This window comes from Thermomicrobiales bacterium, assembly GCA_041390825.1.
GTDB lineage: Bacteria > Chloroflexota > Chloroflexia > Thermomicrobiales > UBA6265 > JAMLHN01.
Window position 1 is genome coordinate 19,421 of sequence record JAWKPF010000036.1, and the last position, 23,195, is coordinate 42,615.

24 protein-coding genes are annotated in these 23,195 nt (G+C 63.8%); 11 read left to right on the forward strand and 13 right to left on the reverse strand.

Annotated features, from left to right (window positions below; all coding sequences use genetic code 11):
* Positions 1-158: 158 nt before the first annotated feature.
* The 9 genes from mbhE (at position 159) to R2855_16710 (ending at position 7,889) form a co-directional block, all read left to right on the forward strand.
* On the forward strand, positions 159-2,480 hold the full coding sequence (gene mbhE, locus R2855_16670) for a hydrogen gas-evolving membrane-bound hydrogenase subunit E (protein MEZ4532629.1): 2,322 nt from the start codon (positions 159-161) through the stop codon (positions 2,478-2,480).
* Positions 2,477-2,917 (forward strand): MnhB domain-containing protein, encoded by a 441-nt coding sequence (locus R2855_16675; GenBank protein ID MEZ4532630.1) that lies wholly within the window; start codon positions 2,477-2,479, stop codon positions 2,915-2,917. The genes mbhE and R2855_16675 overlap by 4 nt, the downstream gene beginning before the upstream one ends.
* A complete protein-coding gene (locus R2855_16680) occupies positions 2,914-3,375 on the forward strand; it encodes a sodium:proton antiporter (GenBank protein MEZ4532631.1) in 462 nt (153 codons plus the stop codon). Before R2855_16675 ends, R2855_16680 begins: the two co-directional genes overlap by 4 nt.
* Before the next feature lie 76 nt (positions 3,376-3,451).
* Positions 3,452-4,834, forward strand: coding sequence for a proton-conducting transporter membrane subunit (locus R2855_16685; GenBank protein MEZ4532632.1), 1,383 nt, complete (start codon positions 3,452-3,454; stop codon positions 4,832-4,834).
* The gene (locus R2855_16690) at positions 4,831-5,334 is read left to right on the forward strand and encodes a Na+/H+ antiporter subunit E (protein ID MEZ4532633.1); all 504 of its coding nucleotides are present in this window, start codon (positions 4,831-4,833) and stop codon (positions 5,332-5,334) included. Before R2855_16685 ends, R2855_16690 begins: the two co-directional genes overlap by 4 nt.
* Positions 5,335-5,427: 93 nt before the next feature.
* The gene (locus tag R2855_16695; protein MEZ4532634.1) at positions 5,428-5,694 is read left to right on the forward strand and encodes a monovalent cation/H+ antiporter complex subunit F; all 267 of its coding nucleotides are present in this window, start codon (positions 5,428-5,430) and stop codon (positions 5,692-5,694) included.
* Positions 5,694-6,197 (forward strand): monovalent cation/H(+) antiporter subunit G, encoded by a 504-nt coding sequence (gene mnhG, locus R2855_16700; protein ID MEZ4532635.1) that lies wholly within the window; start codon positions 5,694-5,696, stop codon positions 6,195-6,197. Before R2855_16695 ends, mnhG begins: the two co-directional genes overlap by 1 nt.
* Entirely contained in the window at positions 6,194-6,508 is a 315-nt protein-coding gene (locus tag R2855_16705; protein ID MEZ4532636.1) for a LapA family protein, read from the forward strand. The genes mnhG and R2855_16705 overlap by 4 nt, the downstream gene beginning before the upstream one ends.
* A 49-nt stretch (positions 6,509-6,557) precedes the next feature.
* Positions 6,558-7,889 (forward strand): DUF4397 domain-containing protein, encoded by a 1,332-nt coding sequence (locus R2855_16710; protein MEZ4532637.1) that lies wholly within the window; start codon positions 6,558-6,560, stop codon positions 7,887-7,889.
* 23 nt (positions 7,890-7,912) lie between these two features.
* Here R2855_16710 and R2855_16715 read toward each other — a convergent pair whose 3' ends face one another.
* The 10 genes from R2855_16715 to R2855_16760 all read right to left on the reverse strand — a co-directional run bounded on the left by R2855_16715 (position 7,913) and on the right by R2855_16760 (position 19,977).
* A complete protein-coding gene (locus R2855_16715) occupies positions 7,913-9,181 on the reverse strand; it encodes a neutral/alkaline non-lysosomal ceramidase N-terminal domain-containing protein (protein ID MEZ4532638.1) in 1,269 nt (422 codons plus the stop codon).
* Entirely contained in the window at positions 9,178-10,179 is a 1,002-nt protein-coding gene (locus tag R2855_16720) for a BadF/BadG/BcrA/BcrD ATPase family protein (protein ID MEZ4532639.1), read from the reverse strand. Before R2855_16720 ends, R2855_16715 begins: the two co-directional genes overlap by 4 nt.
* 4 nt (positions 10,180-10,183) lie before the next feature.
* The gene (locus R2855_16725; GenBank protein MEZ4532640.1) at positions 10,184-10,924 is read right to left on the reverse strand and encodes an SIS domain-containing protein; all 741 of its coding nucleotides are present in this window, start codon (positions 10,922-10,924) and stop codon (positions 10,184-10,186) included.
* Between the two features lie 125 nt (positions 10,925-11,049).
* A complete protein-coding gene (locus R2855_16730) occupies positions 11,050-11,733 on the reverse strand; it encodes a putative N-acetylmannosamine-6-phosphate 2-epimerase (GenBank protein MEZ4532641.1) in 684 nt (227 codons plus the stop codon).
* Positions 11,730-12,254, reverse strand: a complete 525-nt coding sequence (locus tag R2855_16735; protein ID MEZ4532642.1) for a hypothetical protein — start codon at positions 12,252-12,254, stop codon at positions 11,730-11,732. The genes R2855_16730 and R2855_16735 overlap by 4 nt, the downstream gene beginning before the upstream one ends.
* A gap of 264 nt (positions 12,255-12,518) precedes the next feature.
* The gene (locus R2855_16740; protein MEZ4532643.1) at positions 12,519-14,951 is read right to left on the reverse strand and encodes a phosphoketolase family protein; all 2,433 of its coding nucleotides are present in this window, start codon (positions 14,949-14,951) and stop codon (positions 12,519-12,521) included.
* The gene (locus tag R2855_16745) at positions 14,948-16,189 is read right to left on the reverse strand and encodes an acetate/propionate family kinase (protein MEZ4532644.1); all 1,242 of its coding nucleotides are present in this window, start codon (positions 16,187-16,189) and stop codon (positions 14,948-14,950) included. The genes R2855_16740 and R2855_16745 overlap by 4 nt, the downstream gene beginning before the upstream one ends.
* Positions 16,182-18,041, reverse strand: coding sequence for an AAA family ATPase (locus R2855_16750; GenBank protein MEZ4532645.1), 1,860 nt, complete (start codon positions 18,039-18,041; stop codon positions 16,182-16,184). Before R2855_16750 ends, R2855_16745 begins: the two co-directional genes overlap by 8 nt.
* A gap of 582 nt (positions 18,042-18,623) precedes the next feature.
* Positions 18,624-19,049 carry a hypothetical protein gene (locus R2855_16755; protein MEZ4532646.1) on the reverse strand — a complete coding sequence of 142 codons (426 nt, stop codon included), beginning with the start codon at positions 19,047-19,049 and terminating at the stop codon, positions 18,624-18,626.
* Entirely contained in the window at positions 19,039-19,977 is a 939-nt protein-coding gene (locus tag R2855_16760; GenBank protein MEZ4532647.1) for a VOC family protein, read from the reverse strand. Before R2855_16760 ends, R2855_16755 begins: the two co-directional genes overlap by 11 nt.
* Positions 19,978-20,414: 437 nt before the next feature.
* Here R2855_16760 and R2855_16765 point away from each other — a divergent pair, with 437 nt between their 5' ends.
* On the forward strand, positions 20,415-21,089 hold the full coding sequence (locus tag R2855_16765; GenBank protein MEZ4532648.1) for a C40 family peptidase: 675 nt from the start codon (positions 20,415-20,417) through the stop codon (positions 21,087-21,089).
* Positions 21,090-21,170: 81 nt separating this feature from the next.
* On the opposite strand, the gene R2855_16770 is transcribed toward R2855_16765, so the two are convergent.
* From R2855_16770 to R2855_16780, 3 genes are read right to left on the reverse strand one after another with little or no spacing between them, the layout of a single operon-like run.
* Positions 21,171-21,629, reverse strand: a complete 459-nt coding sequence (locus R2855_16770) for an SRPBCC domain-containing protein (protein ID MEZ4532649.1) — start codon at positions 21,627-21,629, stop codon at positions 21,171-21,173.
* 11 nt (positions 21,630-21,640) lie between these two features.
* On the reverse strand, positions 21,641-21,991 hold the full coding sequence (locus R2855_16775) for a metalloregulator ArsR/SmtB family transcription factor (protein ID MEZ4532650.1): 351 nt from the start codon (positions 21,989-21,991) through the stop codon (positions 21,641-21,643).
* Positions 21,991-22,452 carry an SRPBCC family protein gene (locus R2855_16780; GenBank protein MEZ4532651.1) on the reverse strand — a complete coding sequence of 154 codons (462 nt, stop codon included), beginning with the start codon at positions 22,450-22,452 and terminating at the stop codon, positions 21,991-21,993. Before R2855_16780 ends, R2855_16775 begins: the two co-directional genes overlap by 1 nt.
* Before the next feature lie 180 nt (positions 22,453-22,632).
* Between R2855_16780 and R2855_16785 the strand changes: the two genes are divergently transcribed.
* Complete coding sequence (locus tag R2855_16785; protein ID MEZ4532652.1) at positions 22,633-23,163, forward strand: hypothetical protein; 531 nt, start codon at positions 22,633-22,635, stop codon at positions 23,161-23,163.
* The last annotated feature ends 32 nt before the right edge of the window (positions 23,164-23,195 follow it).

Here is a 23,195-nt window from a genome sequence, read left to right on the forward strand (position 1 = left end):
GTCGACCGCCTTCGTGCAACCGACCACTGACCACTTGCGACTGACAACTGCCTTCTGACAACCGACGACTGCCTACTGGCAACTGATAGACTGGTCAACCGTCAGGAAGGTCCACCGGCAGAGGAGTCCCGGGTGAACCGGCGTTTCTTGCGTACCAAATGAACGCCACGCTTGCCCTGCTGCTGGCTGCTCTCATTGCCGCCCCGTTGACCGCGGCGTTCGGGACCGCGCGCCCGTCACTCACCCGACCGGTCGCCATCGTCACCACGGCCATCGCGTTCCTGGCCGCGCTCTACAATGCTGCTCGCCCCGGCCCGGCCATCGACAAGGAGTGGGCCCCCGCCTGGGGGATGCGGCTCCACTTCGAAGCCGATGGCCTCGCGGTGCTGTTCGCCCTGCTGGCTACCGGGATCGGGCTGCTCGTGGTCGTCTACGCCAGCGGCTATATCCCGCTCCATCTCCATCACGAGCACCGGCCAGACGCCGACCAAACGCGCTTCTTCGCGTTCATCCTCCTCTTTATGGGCGCCATGACTGGCCTGGTCATGGCGCAGGACTTGATGCTGATCTTCCTCTTCTGGGATTTGACGGCCATCGCTTCGTACTACCTGATCGGCTTCGATACGCAAAAGCGCGAAGCGCGCATCTCAGCCTTCACAGCGCTCATCGTGACCGGCATCAGCGCGGTCGGTTTCCTGATCGGCGCGTTGATGCTCGATGCCGAATTCGGCTCGTTTCAGCTTCCGGTCCTGATCCGCGACATCGTGCCCAACGATGAATCCGACATTGCCCTGGTGCTGATCCTCATTGCCGCGCTGGCAAAAAGCGCCCAGGTTCCCCTGCACTTCTGGTTGCCGCGCGCCATGGCCGCGCCCACGCCCGTTTCCGCCTATCTCCATTCGGCGGCCATGGTGGCGGCCGGCGTCTTCCTGATCGGGCGGTTCTATCCGCTCATCGCGCTGCGGGAGTGGATGCTCGACCTGCTGATCGTGGTCGGCGTGGCCTCGATGTTGACCGGGGGCATCCTCGCGCTCACACGTGACAACATGAAGCAATTGCTCGCCTATTCCACGATCGCGCAATACGGTTATATCGTAACCATGTTCGGGCTTGGGGGGAAAGCCGGTGTCTTTGGGGCGATGTTCGCCATCATTGCGCACGGGCTGGGCAAGAGCGCCCTCTTCCTGACTGCCGGAACAGTCACCGAAGCGACCGGCGCGCGTGAGCTCAGCCAAACAGGCGGCCTGCGCCGCACCATGCCGCTCCTGGCGGTTGCCAGCGGCATCTCCGCCGCGTCGCTGGCGGCGATCCCGCTGACCATGGGGTTCTTCAAGGACGAATATTTCTTCGAAGCCGCCGCGCACCATGGCCGCGCCATGCAGATCATCGCGGTCGTGGCCGCGTCCATGACCTTCTGCTATCTGGCGCGGTTCTGGTGGGGAATCTTCTGCGGACCGGAGATCGGAGCGCCGCGGCCGGTCTCCTTCACGCTGGTGGCGCCCATTGCCGCGCTCGGCGCGCTCTCACTCATCGGCGGCATCTGGCCCGAACCGTTCGCCAGGGTTGCATCCAGAGCCGGACAAGTCGCCCTGCAAAGCGACGATGCGCTCCATCCTGCCTATCACCTGCACTGGACCATCGAGAACGGTATGGCGATTGCCGCCATTGGCATCGGGTTGGTGCTTTTCCTGACACGCCGCATCTGGTTCGACACAGTCGAGGTGGCCGAGCTCTTTGGCGCGCGCTTTGGTCCGGAACGGGTCTACCGCGCCGGTGTGCTGAATCTCAACAATCTGTCCGACCGGATTCACTGGATCGAAGTGCGCGACCTGCGCAGCCGCGTAGCCACGGTGCTTGCCCCGGCGGCGCTGATGGTGGTGATCACGCTCATCTTCACCAATGCCGACAACTCGTTTCGCATGGGCAATGTGCATCGGGACGATTGGCCGCTGATCATGATGGTGGCGGTAGCGAGCATTGCCGGCGTGGCGGCGGCATTCCCGCGTGATCACTTCTCCATGGCGCTCGCGCTTTCCGGGGTTGGGTTCGCGATCTCGGTGGTGTTCGCCCTGTTGCGGGCGCCCGATGTGGCATTGGTGGCGGTGCTGGTGGAGACCCTCTTCGGCCTCCTCTTCTTCGCCTTTCTGGCTCTGCTCCCACGCAACGTGGAGCATGCCGATGTCGTCCCCTCGGATGAGCCACAGGAAGCGGCGCATACTCACCGGGTGCGCGATTCGGTGTTGGCGGCCTTCGGCGGGTTGTTGGCATTCCTGGTGGCGTGGGGCGTGCTCTCCCGTCCGGCCCCGGTCGACAGCATCCTGGAGGAATACGTCGATCTCACCCCGGAAGCTCATGGCGACGCCATCGTGACGGTCATCCTGGCCGACTTCCGCGGACTCGACACCATGGGAGAGATCACCGTGATCGGCATTGCCTTCCTCGGCATCGCCACCTTCATTCGGCGGAGGCGGTTGCGATGAACAACGGCATGGCCAAGCAGGCCGCTCGCCTGTTGCTCGTACCGACCTGGATGGTTGCCTTCGCTATCCTGATCAAGGGCTACTCCGATTCCGGCGATGGTTTCAGCGCGGGGGTGATTGCCGCGCTGGGCGTGATCATGGTGTATGTCACCTACGGCACCGAAACCGCGGAAACGATGCGCCCGGTGCGCTATGCGCGCCAAACTGCCATGATCGGTTTGCTGCTGGCGCTCGCCACGGCGTTCTTTCCCGTCCTGCGCGGGGAGCCGATTATGACCCACTACCCTGGCCCCGACAGGGATGCGATGCACATCGGCGCGCTGGAGCTGACCACACCGTTCCTCTTCGATATCGGCGTGTTCCTGCTGGTGATGGGCGTGTGCGTCGGTATCTTCGATCTGCTGGCGCATGCCACCCGCCGGGAGCGGCGCTCATGACGCTGATCGTCTCGCTCGCCATCGGGTTGCTCTTCGCGGCTGGCAGCTATCTGCTGCTGCAGCATGACTTCATCAAGGTCGTGGGCGGCACGATCCTGATCTCCCACTCGGTGAACCTCTTCATCATGTCTTCCGGGCTCAGCCGAGGCACCGAGCCGATCTATCCCCTGATTCCTGGGGAAGCAATCAGCGATCCGGTGGTGCAAGCCATGGTGCTCACCGCCATCGTCATCAGCTTTGGGGTTTCGGCGCTCCTCATCAGCCTCATCTACCGCGTGTATGTGGCGCATCGCTCGGTCGACATCGAGCACATTTCCGACTTCGAGGAACGCCTGGTCCAGCTCGAAGAAGAACAAGTTCCGCCCGAACCCGGCATCGAGGTCCTCCAGGACCGAGAGGTGGACGACGAACGCACGCGGCAGGCGGCAGGCAGCACGCAGTACGGAGGTGGCGAGTGAACGCGCCGATCCGCGGCGCCGTCATGCTGCATGCCGCGTGCCGCCTGCTGCCTGCTGACAACACCGGAGCCGTTCCATGTTGATCGTGCTGGGGCTGGGGATACTCTGGATCGCGGGGGTCTGCGTCGCGATTCTGGACGGGCGGCGCAAGCGAGTCGGCTGGCTGGCCGTGGCGGCGCTGATCGCGGCCATCGCGGCGCTGGTGGCGCTCGCCGATCAGGTGCGCGACGAGGGGCCGCAACAGATGATCGCGGGCGATTGGAACGCCGGTGTCGGCATCGGTCTGCGGGCCGATATGCTGGGCGTCACCTTCGCGTTGCTCTCGCTGGGCGTGCTGCTGGCCGCCCTGATCTTCGAAGTCTGCAATGGGGTGCGCTCGCAGTCGTTCCCGGCCCTTGTCTTGCTGCTGGGCGCCGGGCTCACCGGGGTTTTCCTGACCGCGGACGCATTCAACTTCTATGTCTTTTTCGAGATCGCCATGATCTCGTCCTATGTCCTTACCGGCTACGGCGACGAGGGACGCCAGCTCCGCTCGGCCACGATCTTCGCAATTGTGAATCTGCTCGGCTCGGCCTTTTTCCTGATGGGCATTGCCGCGCTCTATCACCAAACGGGCCGGCTCGACATGGCGGGTATCGCCCAGCGGGTTGCGGTGCTCGCTCCCGAGTCGGTCATTCTCAGCGCGGTGCTCATCTTCACGGCCTTCGGCATCAAGCTTGGCATCTTCCCCTTCCACTTCTGGCTGCCCGCGGTCTATACCGGCACCCGACCGGCGGTGGCCGCCATCCTGAGCGGGGCTGTGGCAAACATCGGCACCTACGGCCTGTTGCGCTGGGGCGGCGGCATGTTGCCAGACGAATTGGAGACGGCCGCCCCGATGTTCTTCGCGCTGGGGGTCATCTCGATTCTCTACGGATCGTTGCAGGCGCTCTCGCGCCGGTCGGTGGCGGAAGTGGTGGCCTATTCGTCGATCGGCCAGGTTGGCTTCATCCTGGTCGCGCTTGCCATCGGCGGGCCGCTCGGTTTCAGCGCGGCGGTCCTCTTCGCTATCGTCAACGCGGTCAACAAGACATTGCTCTTCCTGACCGAGAATCTGCGCGGCTGGTTGACCGGGTTTGCCTTCGCGGTGGGTGCGTTCAGTGTGGCCGGGGTGCCCCCGGCCGGTGGTTTCCTGGGGAAGGCCGGACTCTTCCGGGTCGCAGCGGAGGAGGACAACTGGGTCGTCATCGCGCTGGTGGTCGCTGGTAGCGTGCTCTCGTTCGTCTACATGTTCCAGATCTACCAACGCCGCTTCTGGACGCCAGATGCCGGGGACTCGGCCCACGCAGTGGCGAGTCCGACCTCGGTGCGCGCGGTGGTGGTGGTGCTGGCGGTGATTACCTTGCTGATCGGCATTTGGCCTGAGCCGGTTCTCTGGGTGAGCGATCAGGCGGGCCAGTTTGCGGTGACGTCGCCATGATCCGCGCGGCGTTCATCGTCATCCTGCTGGCGGCCGTCTTTTGCCTGACGCTCGCCAGCTACGATCCCTGGGACATGCTGATCGGCGCGATTCTCGGTTCGATCGTGCTGGCGCTTTTCCATGATGCGGTGCCTGGCATACCTGGCAAGTCAGGCCGCGAGCTCCCCTCGCTTCCCAGCCGGATGATCCACTTCATTCCCTTTGCCGGCATCACCATCTGGGAGATCCTGATCGGATCGGTGCGTGTGGCGGCCATCGTGATCGGGATCCGCAAACTGGAGCATCCAGGTATCGTGGCCGTGCCGATCGGCGAACGGAGCAAGCTCGGCGTCATCGTGACCGGAATCACCACCTCCCTGGCGCCAGGCTCCATCCTGCTCGATATCGACTGGGGCCGGAATTTGATGCTGGTGCATGTGATGGACGCGAGCGACCCCGACCAGATCCGCGCCGACATGCAGGAACTCTATGACCGCTATCAACGAAAGGTCTTCCCATGATGCGAGGCATCGGCAGTCAGTCATCGGGCGCCAGTCGGCAGTCGCCAGCAGCCGACGACTGGCAACTGCCGACTGTCAAACCTGGAGGCGCGTATGCATGAGCTCGTTTTTCGCGGAGCGGCGCTGTGGATGGCGGTGCTGATCTGCGTCTGTCTGCTGACCGTGGTGCGGGCCCGCTCGTCACTGACGCGGGTGCTGGCGCTGGACATGGTGACGTTGTTGCTGATCGCCCTGTTGATCCTCTACTCCGATTCGCGCCGGGTGGGGTACTACCTCGATGCCGCGCTGGTGCTTTCGCTCCTCTCTTTCCTGGCGACAATTGCCGCAGCCCGCTATCACAGTGAGGGGGAGATTTTCTGATGCTCTCTGACCGGTTGGGCAATCTGGGTCCATACCTGGCCGACACGCTCGTGGTCATGGGCGTGGTCATCATGACGCTGGGGGTTATCGGCATCATTCGCATGCCGGACGTGTACACCAAGCTGCACGCCGCCAGCAAAGCAGTCTTTCTCGGCACCATCGGATTCACGATGGCGTCGATCGTGACCAACGATTGGGAGATCATCGCCCGGGTGATCCTGATCGCTGGTATGCTCATGATCACGACTCCCGTGGCTTCCCAGGTGATCGCCCGGGCGGCCGCGATCGAGCACGAGTTGATGCGCTCGCCGGGCGCGGTGGACGAATCGATCTACGATCTCGTGTTGCGGGACGAGCTTGCATATCTCCCGATCGAACGGGGAGAATCCGTCCGCGCGGTGATTCGCGACCGCAAGCACAAGAACGAGATCGGCTGGCAACCGCGCCATCCGCATGTGCATCCGCATCCGGCCAACGACGAGAAACAGGACGGTTCCCAGTGAGCGATCAATCGAACAACTCTCCGGCCGTGCCCGGTGGGCAAATGCCCCCGAAACCGCCTGTCTCGCAACGCGCCAAGCAGACGGTGGGCACCGGCTACCGAGTGGTTCGCTGGATCGTGCTGATCGTGTTGGTGGTGACCGCCACCGTCTTCATCATCCGCAATTTCGAGCGGGTCGAGATCGACTGGGTGTTTCGCACCTCGTCGGTTCCGCTGTCGCTCATCATGGTCGCGTTCCTGCTGATCGGGTTGGCGATTGGCTGGCTGATCCACTGGTTTTCCAGCCGCGCGCAACGCCGGCGATCGTACTAGCACTCGACCGGTTTCGTATTCCGCTCGACGAAAGACGGGAAGGACCCCTATGACGATTCGCGCGCGTTTCCCTGGAGTTGTAGCGGCGCTGGCGCTCGCGCTTGTCACGATCACCGGAACGCTGGCGCAGAACGCCACACCGATCGCGAGCGGATCGCCCGAGGCGTCGCCGGCGGCTCCCAGCGATTGCGGCACATTGCTCGGCGTCGGTTCGCCAGACGATGGTTGCGTGATCTTCATCAACGCGCTCGACGGCGACATCGCGCTCGATCTCTATATCGATGGGCTCAAAGCGGTCGACGATCTGACCTTCGGGGATGTCAGCGGCTATTTCTCGTTGCCAGCCGGCGACTACACCTTCGATCTCGTTCCGGCTGAGCAAGCGTTCGCATCCAGTCTGTTCACGCTCACCGACGAACAGATCGAGGCGGGCATCGCCTATGAGTTCGCCGCAGTCGGAACCGCCGCCGATCCCCAACTCCTCGTCTCCCCTGTCGATCTCGCGCCGCTCGCTCCCAATACGGACGTGCCCGTCGGCAACACGCGTATCCGCGCCGTCAATGGGGTGGCGGATGCGCCCTCGATCGATGCTGTCCTCATCGGCGGCGATATTGCCGAACGGGTGGGCGCGCGTCTGGCCTTCCAGGATGTCTCCGACTATCTGCAACAGGTCGCCGGAACCTATCGGGTGCAACTCTCCACCAGCGAGGGCGATTTCACCACATTGCACCTGGAAGAAATCACGTTTGTCGGCGACACGGTCTACAGTCTCTATCTGATCGGCAGCGCGGCCAATGGCGAGCTGCGCCTGTTGCCGGTGGCGGTCGACCTGCACGATGGCAGCGCGACACGACGTTCTGTGCCGCCGGCGCTCGTGTCCGAGATCGTCGAAGTCAGCAACTTTTCCATCTATCAGGGTGATTGCGCGCAGCTCAGCGGCCAACAGGCGTTCGAGCTGAGCGGTTCCGGCTATGCGGGAACGGGTCCGGGCACGCTGGCCCCCTGGGGTGGCGGCGAAGAGCCAAGCGGCGCGCTCGGCGTCACACCGGCGTTGTATGGCGAAGGCGTGCTGGACGACATGAACCTGGGCGGTCTCCTGGGCGGCCGCACCGTTTCGGTGGTGGTGCACGATGCCGCCACCGGTGGCGTGGTGGCTTGTGGCGCTGTTGGCGGCGTGGTGGAAAAAGCCGACCACTTCTGGCAACACGACCGGTTGATCATCGGTCTGGAACCGGTCGGCGATTCGGGCGTCTCGGGCACCGCCACGTTCACAGAAGATACCGGCATCCTGAACGACAAAATCAACGTCTCGGTGTCACTGGCTGGCGGTGTCTCGACTTCCCTCGAGGTCGTCGAATCGGGCACGCCTGTCGCCGAGTAACGGCAGTTCGGGCGTAGGCAGCGTCACAATTCTGCTTCGGAAGCGAGCGCGTTCAGGGCGGCAAGCGCCACTCCCGCCAGTTCGTCGCCGGCGCCAGGAGCGAAGGGACTGGCGAGCGCTTCGTAGGTTCCGGCAGCGTCGGCGGCTTCGTCCACCAGATAGCCGACATATCCGTTGGCATAGCCAAACACGAGCACGGGATCGGGCGAGGATCGAACGATCCGCTCCCCAAGAGATGCAAACAGTTCGCCGGGAATGGCCACGATCCGCAGATCGCCCAGCCGCCACGCCGGAATGGCGCATGTGCGCTGAATGGCGTCCGGCCCAGCCTGCGCGAGCCGTTCGAGCAGCATCGCGCCTTGCGCCCGGGTTTCCGCGATGCGCCGTGTTGCCGCGCAGTCCTGACCGTGGGCAACGACGCCCGAAGGCGCCGCGGGTAGATGCTCCAGTCCGCGCGGTCGCAACGCTGCTGCCTTCTGGGCGAACGCGAGAACGGGATCGAGCGGACGGGCGATTTCGAGCGCCGACCTGGCGGCGTTGGCCAATCCGGCGCCAACGCGCTCCACCTCATCGCTATCCTGGGATAGCCGCGTGAACCGCGTGCTCACGTCCCCCGCCGCGCCGTTCACGAAGAGAACGACCGGAGCCAAGGCATCCTCGGACAGCACTGGCTCCAGCGCACGGCGGAACGCCCCTGGAAAGTCCGCGGAGACGAGCCGGTTTTCCGCGCTGAGGATCGTGGGATGGCAGGCGAAATGGGCCAGCAGCGAAGTGAGACGCCCCGCGCGGTTGCGGGTCGCGAGGATCGAAACATGTGGGTCGCACGGGCCGTCGGCGCGGTTGCGATTGGCCGCAAGCCCGCTCGTCTCCGCTCGACCGAACAGCAGCTCGACCGGCTCGGCACGCGATCGCGCGCTGGCAATAGCCGTAACGGCCGCGCGAATGAATGCGCCCCGCAACGCCGGGTTCAGGCTATCGGGTTCGCTCGGGTGCAACCGGGAAATGACCCCGGCCGGTCCGCTGTGTGTGTGCGACGCGCACAGCACCAGTTCGGACCGATGCACCCCGGCAGCCGCGGCAACTTCATCGACCAAGGCGCTGTCGACCGCGGCCAAATCGGCCGCGACCAGCACCAACCGGCCATCACCTGCTTCCAACGACAATGCGCCGATGGTCAGCTCATCGAGTGTGCCGAGCGCGGGACCGGGCCGGGCCGCATACCCCTCCATTGGCGTGCCGGCTGGCACTGGAAACGGAACCTGGGCCGCCCCGCACACCCACCCGCGGCTCATGCCGATCGGATCGCGGCAAGGCTGGCGGCCACATTGGCCAACCAGGCGTCATCGACCTCGATCCCCACCGATTGCGCAGCCAGGAACAAAGCTCCGGCCGCTGGTGGGAACCGTGGCTCGCGCGGCTCGGCAGTGGGCCATGCCTGCCTGAGAAAGTCCCGAAACGGATCCATCAAGATCGGGCCCGCCGAGAAGACACCCCCGGTCTGATAGACCGGCGCGGGCGTCCCTGGCGCATAGAGCTGCCGCATTACCCCCAGCGCCAACCGCGCCAGTTCCCTGCCGGAGGATCGAATGATTTCGACGGCGGCGGCATCACCGGCGTTCGCCGCGTCCACGACCTTCGGTGACAGCAACGAGATTCGCTCGCGTGAGAACCCGGCCGCATACACAATCGGAGGCAAGTCCCGCGTTTGCGCAACGTCGAAATACCGGAGAACGATCTCGGTCAGCGCCGTCGGCTGATCGCGCAGGTCGGCTCCACGACAGGCGGCGGCGATGGCGCGCAAGCCGATATCGAACGCGCTGCCTTCATCGCCCAGGAGATACCCGAACCCACCCGAGATGGCTTCCTTTCCATCGACCGTCACCCCGTAGCCGATGGCGCCGCCTCCCGCGATGAGCACCACCCCGGGTTGCCCACCCGATGCGCCCGCGAGATTGGTGACGTAGTCGGGAAAGACCGAAACCTCGCGTGGAGACAGCCGTTCGCGCACGATACGCACCGCCACCTCCGGCGCGCGGCTGCCAGTGGGCAATCCCGTGTGACCGACGCCGACCGCGACGATACGCGCCGGATCGATACCGGTCTTCTCCAGCACATCGTTCGCGGCCCCCAGGATTGCGCGCCGGTTCTTTTCCACCCCGCCCTCGATGTGAAAATGGTCGGACGGACCACCGATGCCACTGGCCAGCACGGTCCCATCGGCGCGCGCGAGCAGCGACTTGGTGGCGGTTTGACCACCATCGATAGCGAGCAGCAAGGCGTCGGGTTCCACCGGGTCAGCCCTTGAACAGTGTCAGGCGCGGACCGTACTCGTCCTGGAACGCGCGGTTGCGCTCGTCGCCGCCCGGGACATTCATGCTCACGATCACCGGTGGCGTGTTCCCGGCGGCCAGCATCGTTTCGGCTACCTGCGCCACGATGGCATTCATCAGTGCCGCCCCGAGCACGGTGGAGGACGCCGCGACGGCGGTATCCATGCCGTCCAGCATGAGAATGCCGTCACCCACGGGCACGCGGCTATCGACCACGAGATCGACCACATCGATCAGCTTCTTGCCGGAGGAATGGCGCGATACGGCATTGCCGTAATGTTCAGCCGAAGTCAGGGCAATCGTTGCCGCTCCACGCTCCCTGGCTTCCATCGCCAGCTCGATCGGCACCGGATTGATCCCGGAGTTGCTGACGATCACCACCACCTCGCCAGCACGCACATCGAACGAATCGAGCACCACCTTGGCGTACCCCTCGGTGCGCTCGACCATCCCCGCCCGCAGGGTGCCGAAGCTGGTCAGATTGATATCGAGCATGGCGTTGAACGCCCAAAGCCCACCGGCGCGGTAGAAGACCTCTTCCGCCATCATGTGCGAATGCCCGCTGCCGAAGACATGCACGATGCCGCCGTTGGCGATCGAGTCCGCCATCAGCGCGGCGGCCGCTTCGATCTGCGGGCCTTGCTGTTCGACCTCATCGATCAAGCCGCGAAGTCGTTCGAAATACCGTTCGTAGGCTTTGCTCACGCCTGGTGTTCCCCCTTGCCTGCGCTGATGCGCGTGGTTCGACATTGGTCCAGAGTCCAGAGTCCAGGGTCCAGCGGTTTGAATCCGTGCACTGGACACTGGACACTGGACGCTGGACCCCTCTCCTATCGCAATGCCGCGACGAAGCGTTCCGTAATCGCTTGCGGATTCGTGATGGCCGTGCCGACGACGACAAACGAAGCCCCGCAATCGAGCGCTCGACGCGCGTCTTCCCGCGTCCAGTAACGGCCTTCGGCGAAAATCGGAACGGAAAGCTCGGCGACCATCTGTTCGATGAGCGCGAAATCGGGCCCCTCCTGTTTCGGGCCGCCAACGTAACCGCTCATGGTGGTGCCAACGGCATCGACCCCGGCTGCGACCGCGGCACGCGCGTCCGCGATCGTGCCGCAATCGGCCATGGCAAACGCGCCTGCGTCATGGATGGCCTCGACGACCTGCGCAAGGGTTTCTCCGCCCGGGCGCTCGCGCGTGGTCGATTCCAACGCGACCAGATTGGCCCCGGCCGCGATGATCGCGCGCGCGCTTTCGCCCGTTGGCGTGATGAAAAGCCCGCCGTCTGGCAGCTTCAGCTTGGAGATCCCCATGATGGGGATCTCCGGGCCAACTGCAGCACGAATGGCGCTGATATCGGCGACCCCGTCGGCGCGAATCCCGGCCGCCCCGCCCGCCACCGCGGCCGCGGCCATCGCCGCCATGAAGACCGGCCCAGCGAGCGGATTGCCTTCCCGCGCCTGACACGAGACCACCAGCCCCCCGGCCAGCCGCTCCATCGCCGTCATTTCGCTCATCTACCCTGCAATGCCTTTTGGTAAAGACCAACCGAATAAAACTCGTACGACGCCGCCTTGTCGGGCACGTCGGTGAGGTGCACGGTGAACCGGCAGGGAACTCCGTTGTCTGGCAGGTTGTCGGCGAAGAAGGCGGAATAGGCTTCGGCATATTCCTTGCGCAGGCGGTCTTGCTCGGCGGCGAACCCGACCGGGTCGACCAGCGGGTTCGGACTCTTCGGCTGGCAGCCGAACGCGTGCACCTCGATGAAGTCGATCTGCTTCAGCGAATCGGCGATCCCGGCCTCGCGCAGCCATTTCTCCCAGCATTGGAAGACGAGCGGGATCTCCTTGTGCGGATCCATGGTGACCAGTTCGTCGAGACCGAGCACGTTCTTGGCCGAATAGCCGCCCGTGAGTCCGGCGAAATAGAGCTTCAGGTCGCCGTCCGGTTGCTCCTCGGTGACCAGCGCCGAGAGCACCGGACGATCGCCGTCGTAGTAGTAGGTCAGCTTGCCCCGCTTTTTCACATTGAATGCCATGTCATGCGCTCCTCGTTCGGTATGATCGCGACCGGTCGTGTCGTGATGAGAGTACTTGGTCGAGGAGTCGAAGTGGCGGCGCCCGTGGCCGCCAATCGCGCCCCAGCGCGATAACGGGGTCGCCAAACAACCGATTTGCCGGTCCGAAACGTTGTCGATTTGCAACGCAATGGCGGCCTGCGGCCGCTGGCGGGCACGGGTCCCGCCACTACGGAGACGGATACAAGGCCTGCAACGACGACCGCGGGGGTAGGGGCCCCGCCGCTACCCGGTCCATGTCCAGTTCGCGATTTCCGGCGGATCCTCGAAATGCTCGCGCGAATACGCCACGGCTTTCTTGATCTCATGCTCGAGTTCGGCAATGAGCGCGTCGGCCCGCTGGCGGAAGCGCGGCACCCGTTTCAGAGCGAGCGCGGCCAGGTGGTACCGGCTCATGGAGTTCAGCACCACCATGTCGAATGGGGTGGTGGTGGTGCCTTCCTCGTTGAACCCGCGCACATGGAACCGCTGCGGGTTCACCCGGCCATGAACGATCTCGTGGATGGCGCGCTGATACCCATGGAACGCGAAGACCACCGGTTTATCGGCGGTGAACAGATCGACGAAACGCGTCTGGTCCATGCCATGCGGATGGCTCTGCGGAATGAAGAGACACATCAGGTCGACCACATTGACCACGCGCACCGTGAGTTCCGGAACCTTGTGCCGCAACCATTCCGCGGCCGCCAGAATCTCCTGGGTTGGCACGTCGCCCGCCGCTGCCAGCACCACATCGGGCTCGAGATCCCCTTCGTTGCCGGCCCAATGCCAGATCGACGCGCCATCGATGCAATGCTGCTCCGCTTCGTCCAATGTCAGGTACTGCAGGTGCGGCTGCTTGTCGATCACGATCAGATTCACGTAGTTGCGCGATTGCAGGCAATGCTCGCCGACCGAGAGGAGCGTGTTGGCGTCGGGCGGCAGGTAGATGCGTGACACCGCGCCCTTCTTGGAGAGCATGACATCGATCAACCCCGGTCCCTGGTGACTAAAGCCGTTGTGGTCGTTGCGCCAGGCGGTCGAGGTGAGCAAGATGTTGAGCGAGGAGATCGGCTCGCGCCAGGGAAGCTCGGCGGCTTCCTGCAGCCATTTCGAATGCTGCACGATCATCGACGCCGCCACCATCGCGAACGATTCGTAGGTGGGGAAGAGCCCATGCCGCCCGGTGAGGGTGTAGGCCTCCAGCCACCCTTCGCAGTTGTGCTCGCTCAGGATTTCCATCACACGGCCGTCGGGGCTGAGGTGATCGTCGATATCGATCCGCTCGCCCACCCAGCAGCGATTCTCCACCTGGAGCACATCGCCCAGGCGGTTCGAGGTCAGCTCATCCGGTGAGAAGATGCGGAAGTTCTTCTCGTCCGCGTTCAGCGTGAAGACATCGCGCAGGAATGTCCCGAAGGGGCGCGTGTTTTCGTGCCAGCTTCCACCGGGAGCTGCGATCGGCAGCTCGAACAGGTGCGGATCGGGCAGCTTCAGATCGACCAGCAGCTTGCCGCCGTTGGCATGGGGATTCGCGCCCATGCGCCGGTCACCCGTGGGAGCCAGCTCGGCCAGCTCCGGCACGAGTTTGCCAGCGCGATCGAAGAGCTCGTCCGGGTTGTAGCTGCGGAGCCACTTTTCCAGAATCTGCAAATGCGCCGGATCCTGCTTCACGCCCGAAAGCGGCACCTGATGCGAGCGGAAGGTGCCCGAAACGGGGATGCCATCGACCACATCGGGACCGGTCCACCCTTTGGGTGTGCGCAAGACGATGGCCGGCCAGCGGGGTTGCCCCTGGAAGCCGTGCGTGCGCGCTTCCGTCTGGATCGCGCGAATCGTGTCGTGCGCCCAATCGAGCGTGGCCGCGAACTGTTGGAAAACCGCGGCAGGATCGTCACCGCAAACGAACCGCACCTCGTAGCCATGCCCGCCGATCAGAGCGCGGATGTCTTCGTCGGCCATGCGGCTCATGACGGTGGGATTGGCGATCTTGTACCCGTTGAGATGGAGGATCGGGAGCACCGCGCCGTCGCGCGCCGGGTTCAGGAAAGAGACGCCTTGCCATCCACCGGTCAGCGGAGCGGTTTCCGCCTCGCCATCGCCGATCACCGCCGCCACCAGCAGATCGGGATTGTCGAACGCCGCCCCGAAGGCGTGACTCAGCACATAGCCGAGCTCGCCGCCCTCATGAATCGATCCGGGGGTTGGCACGCTGACATGACTGGGAATTCCACCCGGTGTCGAGAACTGGCGGAAGAGCTGGCGCATCCCGGCCTCGTCTTCGGAGACCGCGGGATAGATCTCGGAATAGGTCCCTTCCAGGTAGACCTGCGCCACAATGGCCGGACCCCCGTGTCCGGGACCAGCCAGGTAGATGGCGTCGACATCGCGTTCCTTGATCAGACGGTTGAGCTGCACGTAGACAAGATTCAACCCCGGCGAGGTGCCCCAGTGGCCCAGCAGGCGCGGTTTGATCTGCTCGATTGCCAGCGGCTCGCGCAGCAACGGGTTCGCTTGCAGATAGATCTGCCCCACGGTCAGATAGTTGGACGCCTGCCAGTAGCGCAGCATCTTGTCCAGCAGCTCGGGCGACAGCGGACCGTCCGCTTCGGGAGCGGGTGGCGGCGCTTCCTCGGTGGCGACGACCGAGGAAAGATCGGGATCGAAGACGTAGTTCATGCTGTTCCCTCCCGTTGAATGAGCGTTATCGTATCCCGCGCGATCATGCGCTCCTCGTCGGACGGGAGCACCATGACGCGCACAGGAGCATCGTCATACGAAATTTCCGTACCTATTTTCCTCACAGTAAAGCTCGTCATCCCGAGCGACGCCGAGGGATCTCTTGACCGTTCCGAGTTCGATTTGTTCTTCTCCGGATCGATTGTGATCCCGGCATAGGCGAAATCGCGGCAGATCCGCTCCCGAATCTCGGCCGCGTGCTCGCCGATGCCGCCGGTAAAGACCAGCAGATCGATTCCCCCCAGCACCGCCAGCAACGCTCCCAGCTGCTTGCGCGCCAGGTAGACATAGAGTTCGAGCGCAATGGCGGTCTGGGCATCGTCGGCTTCGTGATCGAGCAGGGTTTTCATGTCGGCGGAGCGTTGCGACACTCCGCGCAACCCGGCCTGATTGGTCACCAGATCGGCCACCTCGTCAATGCTCCGGCCGGTTTGTTGCAGAAGATAGAGCATCAGCCCAGGGTCGAGATCGCCCGCGCGCGTACCCATCATCAAACCGCCGAGCGGGGTGAATCCCATGGTGGTGTCGACGCTCTTCCCCTTCCGCAGCGCGGCCATGCTGGCGCCATTGCCCAGATGCGCCACGATGGCACGCGGCGGCAGGTCGTCGCCAAGCTGCTCCACGATCGAGGCGTAACTCAAGCCATGAAACCCGTAGCGGATGACGCCATCCCGCTCGAACTCGGGCGGCAAGGGATAGCGCTGCGCGACGGGCGGCATGGTGCGGTGAAAGGCGGTGTCGAAACAGGCCGCCTGCGGCAGATCGGGGAAGGTGTTCCGGGTGGTGGCGATGGCCGCGAGCGCTTGCGGGAGATGATTCGGCGCGAACGGGATCAACTGCTCGATGGCGGCCACCATTGCGTCATCGATCAACTGCGGCGCGGAATAGTTGGGACCGCCATGCACCAGGCGATGCCCAATGGCGACCAGCGGATCGATCTCGCCGTTGCGCCTCATCCAATCGAGCAACGCGGCGAGCGCCTCGCCATGATCCCTGGCTGTCACCGGTTCGTTCGCCAGCGTATCCCCCGCTCCGCTGGTCACACGCAATGCGGATGCGTGCCCGATGTGCTCCACCAGCGCCGTCATGTGCCGGTCGGCCAGCTCGTCCGCGTCGAAAACCGCGGCTTTCAGGCTGGACGAACCGGTATTGACCGTCAGCACCGTACGCTCAGGCATGGCGCATCTCCCCGGGCAACATCCCGATCAGCCCCGCGGTCTCCAAGGCCGCAAAGAACGGATCGAGCGACGGTGGCCCGTCCCCGCCCGTGTCGATCGTTACCCCAATTGCGCCGTCGGGAACCCGCACCGGACGTTCGGCAAGTTCGGCGATCTGTCGTTCACGAATCTCGAACGTCGCATCGGAGGCTGTCTGCCGCTCGCGCGCCCGCCGCTCGATGCGCGTTCGGGCAGTGGCGTCATCCAATTCGGTCCAGACGACGACGACGACGGGACATCCCCCACGTCCGTCATCTCTCCCCCCTTCGTCATCCCGAGCGACGTCGAGGGATCCCCTCGCCGCAGCGAGCCCCCCCTCGTCATCCCGAGCGACGTCGAGGGATCTCCTCGCCGCAGCGAGTCCCGCATCGTCATCCCGAGCGAAGCCGAGGGATCTCCTCGCCGCAGCGAGTGCTCCCCGAACACCCGTCCCCCGAACCGAAACCGCCTCGGCAAACCGCTCCCGTTGCGCATTGTCCAGAAAGGTCGCATCCACAACCGCTGTCCGCCCACGTTCGATCGTCTCGACCGCGCGTTCCAGCAATCGGTCGTACGTCCGCGCGGTCCATTCACGCGTGTAGATTCCCTGATGCCACTCGCTCGTGGCCGAATCGGTCAGCTGCAACCCGGCCAACTCCTTGCGCGCTTCATCCGAACTGAGCACGATGCCGTTGGTCGCCCGCGCGATCGCCGCCGCCACGGTCGATTTTCCGCTGCCGCTCAAGCCCGAGACGAGCACCAGCATCGGCTGGATAGGACAGGCGAACGAGGTAGCGATATCGAGATAGCTCGCCGCTTCGAAGGCACGTGCGCGGTCGGTGTCCGCATCGCGTCCCGAGCGCTCCAGCGCCGCGACTTTCGCCCGAACCAGCGCACGGTGCGCCGCATAGAGATCGACCACCGGCCCCGGCAGCTCGACTCCGGCCTCCTGATAGCGCGCCAACAGGTCGTCGCCCACCTCGCCCGCACTCAGCCGCCGCAGATCCATGACCAGAAACGCAAGATCGCTGGCCACATCGGCGCACCGAATGGCAATCTCGAATTCGACACAGTCGTAGATCTGCATGGCGTCTGGTTCGAGGCAAATATGCTCGCATCGCAGATCGCCGTGGCCCTCGCACAGCCAGGTGTCGAAGCGCGCATGCAACAACTCCCGTTGCTCGGTCATGAACCCGCGCATCGACCGTTCGACCAGTCCGAGTTGGGCAGCTCCCAAAATGTCAGATGCGACGCTGGCCACCTGATCGAGGTTATCGGTCAGGACGGCCAGATAGGTTTGGGAATCCTGGGGACACGCAGGATGGTCGCTTGAGGCATTCGGCTCAGGCTCGGAGAGCCTTGGCTTCTTGTAGCCCTGTCCTTCAGGGCAGGGCACCCCTCGGGATGACGAGAGTGAGGCATGAAACGGAATCAACCGATCCGCCAACCGATCGGCCAGATCGTCCGGCGCCTTCCCCTCCCGCAAGAGAGCGTCCAACATCCGCTCGGCGTCCAGGCGCCGCATCACCACCGCCCACTCGATCGGCTCGCCCGGCGCATCGACCCCGGCCTCCGTCACCGGCACGACACCCAGATAGACATCGGTCGTGAGACGGCGATTGAGCCGAACCTCGTCCTCGCACGCCTGCTTGCGTTTGGCCGGATCGCGAAAATCGACGAACCCAAGCTCGACCGGCCGCTTCAGTTTGACCACTCGCTCCCCGGCCAGATAGACCCAGGAGATATGCGTCTCGATCAGGCGCGCCTCATCCACCGGCCACGGATACATACCGGGATCGAGCAGCATCTTTGGATCGAACTGAGAAGCCGTCATAGCCGCCGGATGTCGTCCTTCCATTCGTCAGCTCGAGAAAAAGCCGCGCTGCCGACCGCGCCGTCGCTTCTAGTCTAGCGATTCGGACTGCACAGACCGTCGCACCGAGAAGCGCGGAGTTGCGAAAACATGGCAATAGTGGAACGGCGGCGAGCGCATCGCGCCCACCGCCGTTCCGACCGCCTCGTGCCCGGGTAAACCCGGTCATGCACGCCCCACTTGAATGCCGGAACAACCAGACAGTCCACGCCGCCTGAATGCCCGCTGTCGAAATGAGGAACGGCTGCATCCAGGCCAATGCCTCCGCTCCCCCAAGGATGTTCGACTCGAGTGTGCGCCGCATGCCATCGCATTCGAATCACGGAGTGCGCGCACGGTGTGTCAATTTCGTGTCAGCCACTCCCGCAGCTGGGCATTCATGGAAATAGCAGGAACCGATCCGAACTCGACGGCAAAGCGGACGCAAGGCACAGCCGACCACCGCGCAGGAGCGCAACCGCAACGATTCCCCAATCGTCTCAGGGCTCTGGACCCTGGACTCCGGGCTCCGGACTCCGGACTCCGGCCTTCGGCCTCCAGCCCCTATATCCGCGCCCGGATCGCTTCGTCGAACTCGACGTGCCGCTCGACCTCTTCGGCCAGGGAGATTTCGCCCTCGACGTCGTCGGTCGCAATGCGTTCCCAGTCCTTGAGGGTGAGGTTCATCAGGAGGGAGACCAGATCGCCGCGGGCGGTGTCGAACTCATTCAGAAAGGCATCCAGATCGTCAGGAACCGGGGCGCTCTTCAGCGCGTCGTCCAGGCCCGGCAGGGTCTTGAACCAGGGAGGCGACGATTCGCGCTGCAACCGCTGCAACCGTTCGAGCACGGTCTTGTCCCGCTCGTGCAACGCCGACACGGCGATCACCGCCTTTTCAGACGGCCCGCTCTCGGTATTGAGGAAGAGGGTGCGGACCAGCGCCGGCGTGCCCAGCAGCTCGTCGATCAGATCCTGATAGTCATCGAGCATCGGAGAGCACTTCGCTGAGCGAGGTGTAGATCACCTCCGGCAGCGCGCCGGCCATGGTGACCTCCCAGGGCACACCATAGGGATCGCGGAAGGCAAAATAGGTCTGCCCGCCACCCAGGCTCTCGTAGTTCCGCATCAGCGCCTGGCCGCGCAACCGGTTGAACGTCTCGCCGTCGACGCGGATCGAAACCCGGTCCACCAGCGTGCGCTCGACCCGCGCCCCGCGACCCACCCGGTGCAACGCGATCAGCAACGCGCCATTGCGCAGAAAGGCATCGTCTGCCATTTCGTCGTTCATCACCGCGGTCACCGGATCGTAATCGGCCGGCAGCAAGCGGTAGGCGCCCATCTCGTCCGACTTGGTGCGCGCCACGACCTCGAGCCCCAGCAGGTCGTTGTAAAACTTCTCGGCTTTCGGGAGGTCGGTCACATTGATGGCCATGTAATTGACCGACTCGATGACGACGCGTGGTTCTTCGACGACGACGATCGACTCTTCCATGAATGCTTCCCTATCTCCCGCGATGGCGGCGTTGACGATTGCTTGGCCACGGCTTGCTTCCGGGCCAATCCATGGCTGGGCAATGTGATCGCCGATCTTGGGAATCGAATGATCGACCCACGGCTGATCGTGCCGAATCGCGGCAATGAGCGACCCCTCGTCATAGTCGGCCAGGTGAACCCGGCGGCCGCTATAGAAGACGAAGCGCAGATCCGGCTTGGGCTCGACGGTATTCAGCCAGTCGAACAGCGTGCCGATGACCCGAAGATCGGGGGCAGAGACGGTGAGCGCAGTGCGAGGCTCGTCCCACCCACCGGCAAAGGAGGTGCGGTTGGTCACGATCTGCGTGGCCGGAGCCTTGGTGATGGCGATTTCCGCTTCGGATGAGTATGCCAGCGGAGTTTCCAGCGTAAACCGGTACGCCATCCGAACTCGTCTCCCTCGTAACTGCCAGACCGCCAAATCAGCGGCCACATCACGGCTGTCTGCCAGGCACCGATTGTACCGTACCCATCCCAATGGCTCGGATTCGTCATTCGGCAACATCGGGAGAAACCTGAGGCGATTCTGTGAGGAATTTCACGAATCTGGATATCGCCCTTGTTCGCCGATGTTGTCGCATGCTACGATGCTTACCTCATCATGTCGGGTCGAACGTAGCGAATTGACGTTGCAGTCGTCCATTCGGCGTATCTACGCAGCGATTTCGATGATGAGACGTATCGACAAACGCTGACAGGCTGGCAATTGCCGGGGGGCGATTGCAGTCAGCGTCGACCGTCGTAGGGCCCCGCGGGGGTCATCCGGACGATCCGCATTTTCGTCCGGCCCGTTGTCCTACGAAGAGGGAAGGAACCGAATAGATGGCTCACCGCGCCGAGGCGCGGCGTCGCATGTTGCAGCATGCACGTCGTGCAATCGTTGCCGTTGCAGCAGGATCGACCCTGCTGCTCTCCTCCGCGCTTCCAGCGCTCGCCCGTGAACTCCCCGTCATTACCGCCCCAAGTCCATCCTCGGACGCCTCCACCAAGTCTCCGTCCTATCTGGTCCCCACGCGCATGATTCCCGTCGGAGGAGCAGACGGCGGAACCGTCATTGGTTTTGCCCCGGCCGCGGTCGACCCAGACGCGCTTCCGTATGGTGAAATCCTGGCCGCTCCGGCCGTCGGACCCACCATCGTGAGCATCGCGATGTCGTATCTCGGCTATCCCTATGTCGCAGCCGGCGCCGGTCCGGGCGGGTTCGACTGCTCAGGATTCACGCAGTACGTCGTCGGTTTGGCGACCGGCATCTGGATCTCGCACGCGGTCGAGGCGCAACCCTATTCGGCGGGATACTTCGTCGACTATGGCGCGTGGCAGCCGGGCGACATCATCTTCTTCCAGAACACGTATCGCGCCGGCATCTCGCACGCCGCGATCTACATCGGCGACGGCATGATCATCCACGCCGAGAACTACGAATCCGGCGTGACGATCGACAGCATCTACTCCTCCTACTACGCCCCCCGCTACTGGGGCGCCGTCCGGATCGGGTAGCTCGCCCACACGAGACGTCCGTGCTCTCCAGCCCGGGAGCACGGACGTCTTGCTTGCATCCTGAGATTCCGGTGGGTTGGTCTATTCCGATTTCAGGTATCGCTCGATATTGCCCATCTGCTCTTCCCATCCTTCGGTGTTGTCGAGCAGGGAACGTTCGCGAATCTCCGGCGGGAGCGCGGCGAAACCGGATTCGATCACGGTCAACCGGGTGCCATCACCCTCGTCGGCCAGTGTGAATTCGATCAACGTGGTCGGCACATCGTCGATCGGGATCGCCCCGTCCCAATCCCGCCCCTCATGGGTCCAGAGATAGACCACCCGGTCCATTGGTTCCACGACTTCCACCCGCCCACGATGAACGCCGTACGGGGGACCAAAATCGAAGTGGATCGGCGCGCCCGGTTTCAGCTCGAACTCCCAAATCCCCTGGAACCAGGCCGAAACCTGCTCCGGCGTGGTCAACGCTTCCCAAACGCGGGCGCGGGGATTCGGCAGTACGATGCTGCGCTCGATGGTGTCCTGAACAGATACAGTCATGTGGCTTCTCCTTATAAAGCTTCGGATTCGGACGCCAGGAACTGCGCCAACGCAGCCAGCCGGCGATCCCAACGGGCTTCGACCGCGGCGACCCAATCGGTCGCCTCGCGCAGCGGCTCGGGGCGGAAGGTCACGATCCGCTCCCGGCCACGACGCTCGGTTTCCACCAGCCCCGCGTCGTGCAGGGTGTCGAGATGCTTGGTCACCGCCTGACGCGTGATCGGGAAGACCTCGGTGAGCTGGGTGATCGTGACCGGTCCCAGCACAGAGAGCTGCTCGATCATCTTCCGGCGGGTTGGATCGGCGAGCGCAAGAAAAACCTGGCTCGGATCCCGGGTCGGTGCGGAAACCGGCGCGATCATCAGCGAGCCTCCTCCGCCACGAGAAAGTCGAGCAGGTGGGTGGTCTCTTCGATCCACCCCTCGGTGTTGTCACGCAGCGCGCGCTCACGGTCGGCTTCCGGCAGGTTGGAGAAGCCCGATTCACGCACGGTCAGGCGCGTACCCTCTGGTGTCTCCTCCAGGAAGAACTCGACCAGCGTGCTCGGCGTCTGATCGAATGGAATCGAGGGATCGGGATCCGCGATGGGCACCCAGCGAAACGCGAACCGCGCCGGGGGCTCGACGACCTCGACCCTGCCGCGGGTAGATCCATACTGCTCCCAGGTGAACAGAATCGGCGCTCCCGGTTCGAGCGTCAGCGCGGCGTCCTGGCAGAACCATTGCGCGATCTGATCGGGATTGGTAATCGCATCCCAGACGCGCTGGCGCGCGACGGGTATGACGAGCTGGCGCTCGACAGCATCCTGAATGGTCACGGTCATGGTGTCTGGTCCTTGTGGTGAACGACGAACAATACGCAACTCATGAGTTGCGTATCATCGTACCAGCGACCTCTCAGATATGCAACTTTTAGGTTGCGCTTCCGGAGTGTAGAGATGCTGTGGACACTCGGCGTATGATCGGTTCAGCGTATCCATGAACGGCGCCAGGACAGTGTATGAATGCAAACGATCATCCATTTTGACGAAGATCTCATGCGTGAGCTCATCGAGCGAGCGCGCGATGTCGGAACGTCCACAAATGAATTGGCTGCCGCGTTCGTTCGCGAGGGGCTCGGAAAACCCTCGGCCGCTTCCAGTGCTCACTCAAATGACTCCCACCGTAATCATGGTGATCTGGGTCCTGCACGGCTTCCGAGTGGATTGCCCCAGGTCTATCTCGAGTCTGGCACTGAGGTCACGCTCGAAACGCTTACCGGACTTCTGAACGCTGTCGAGGCCGATGACAACCTGGGCTCTCCGCTCGCGATCGACGAACCAACTCGCGCAGAGATCATCGCGTATGCGCGTGAGCACGACATACCCATCGGGTTGCTCACAGCGCGATTGCTGCAGCAATCACTGCTGTACCGAAAAGAATGGCCGTCTTGGCACGGTATCCCGCAAATTCCACCGACACATTCTGAGCCGGTCACGTTTGAGTTCGTTAAGCAACTCCAGGAAGAGCTCGATCTCGAGGATTTCCTGGATTGACTGTCTACCTCCTGGACGTCAACATCCTCATT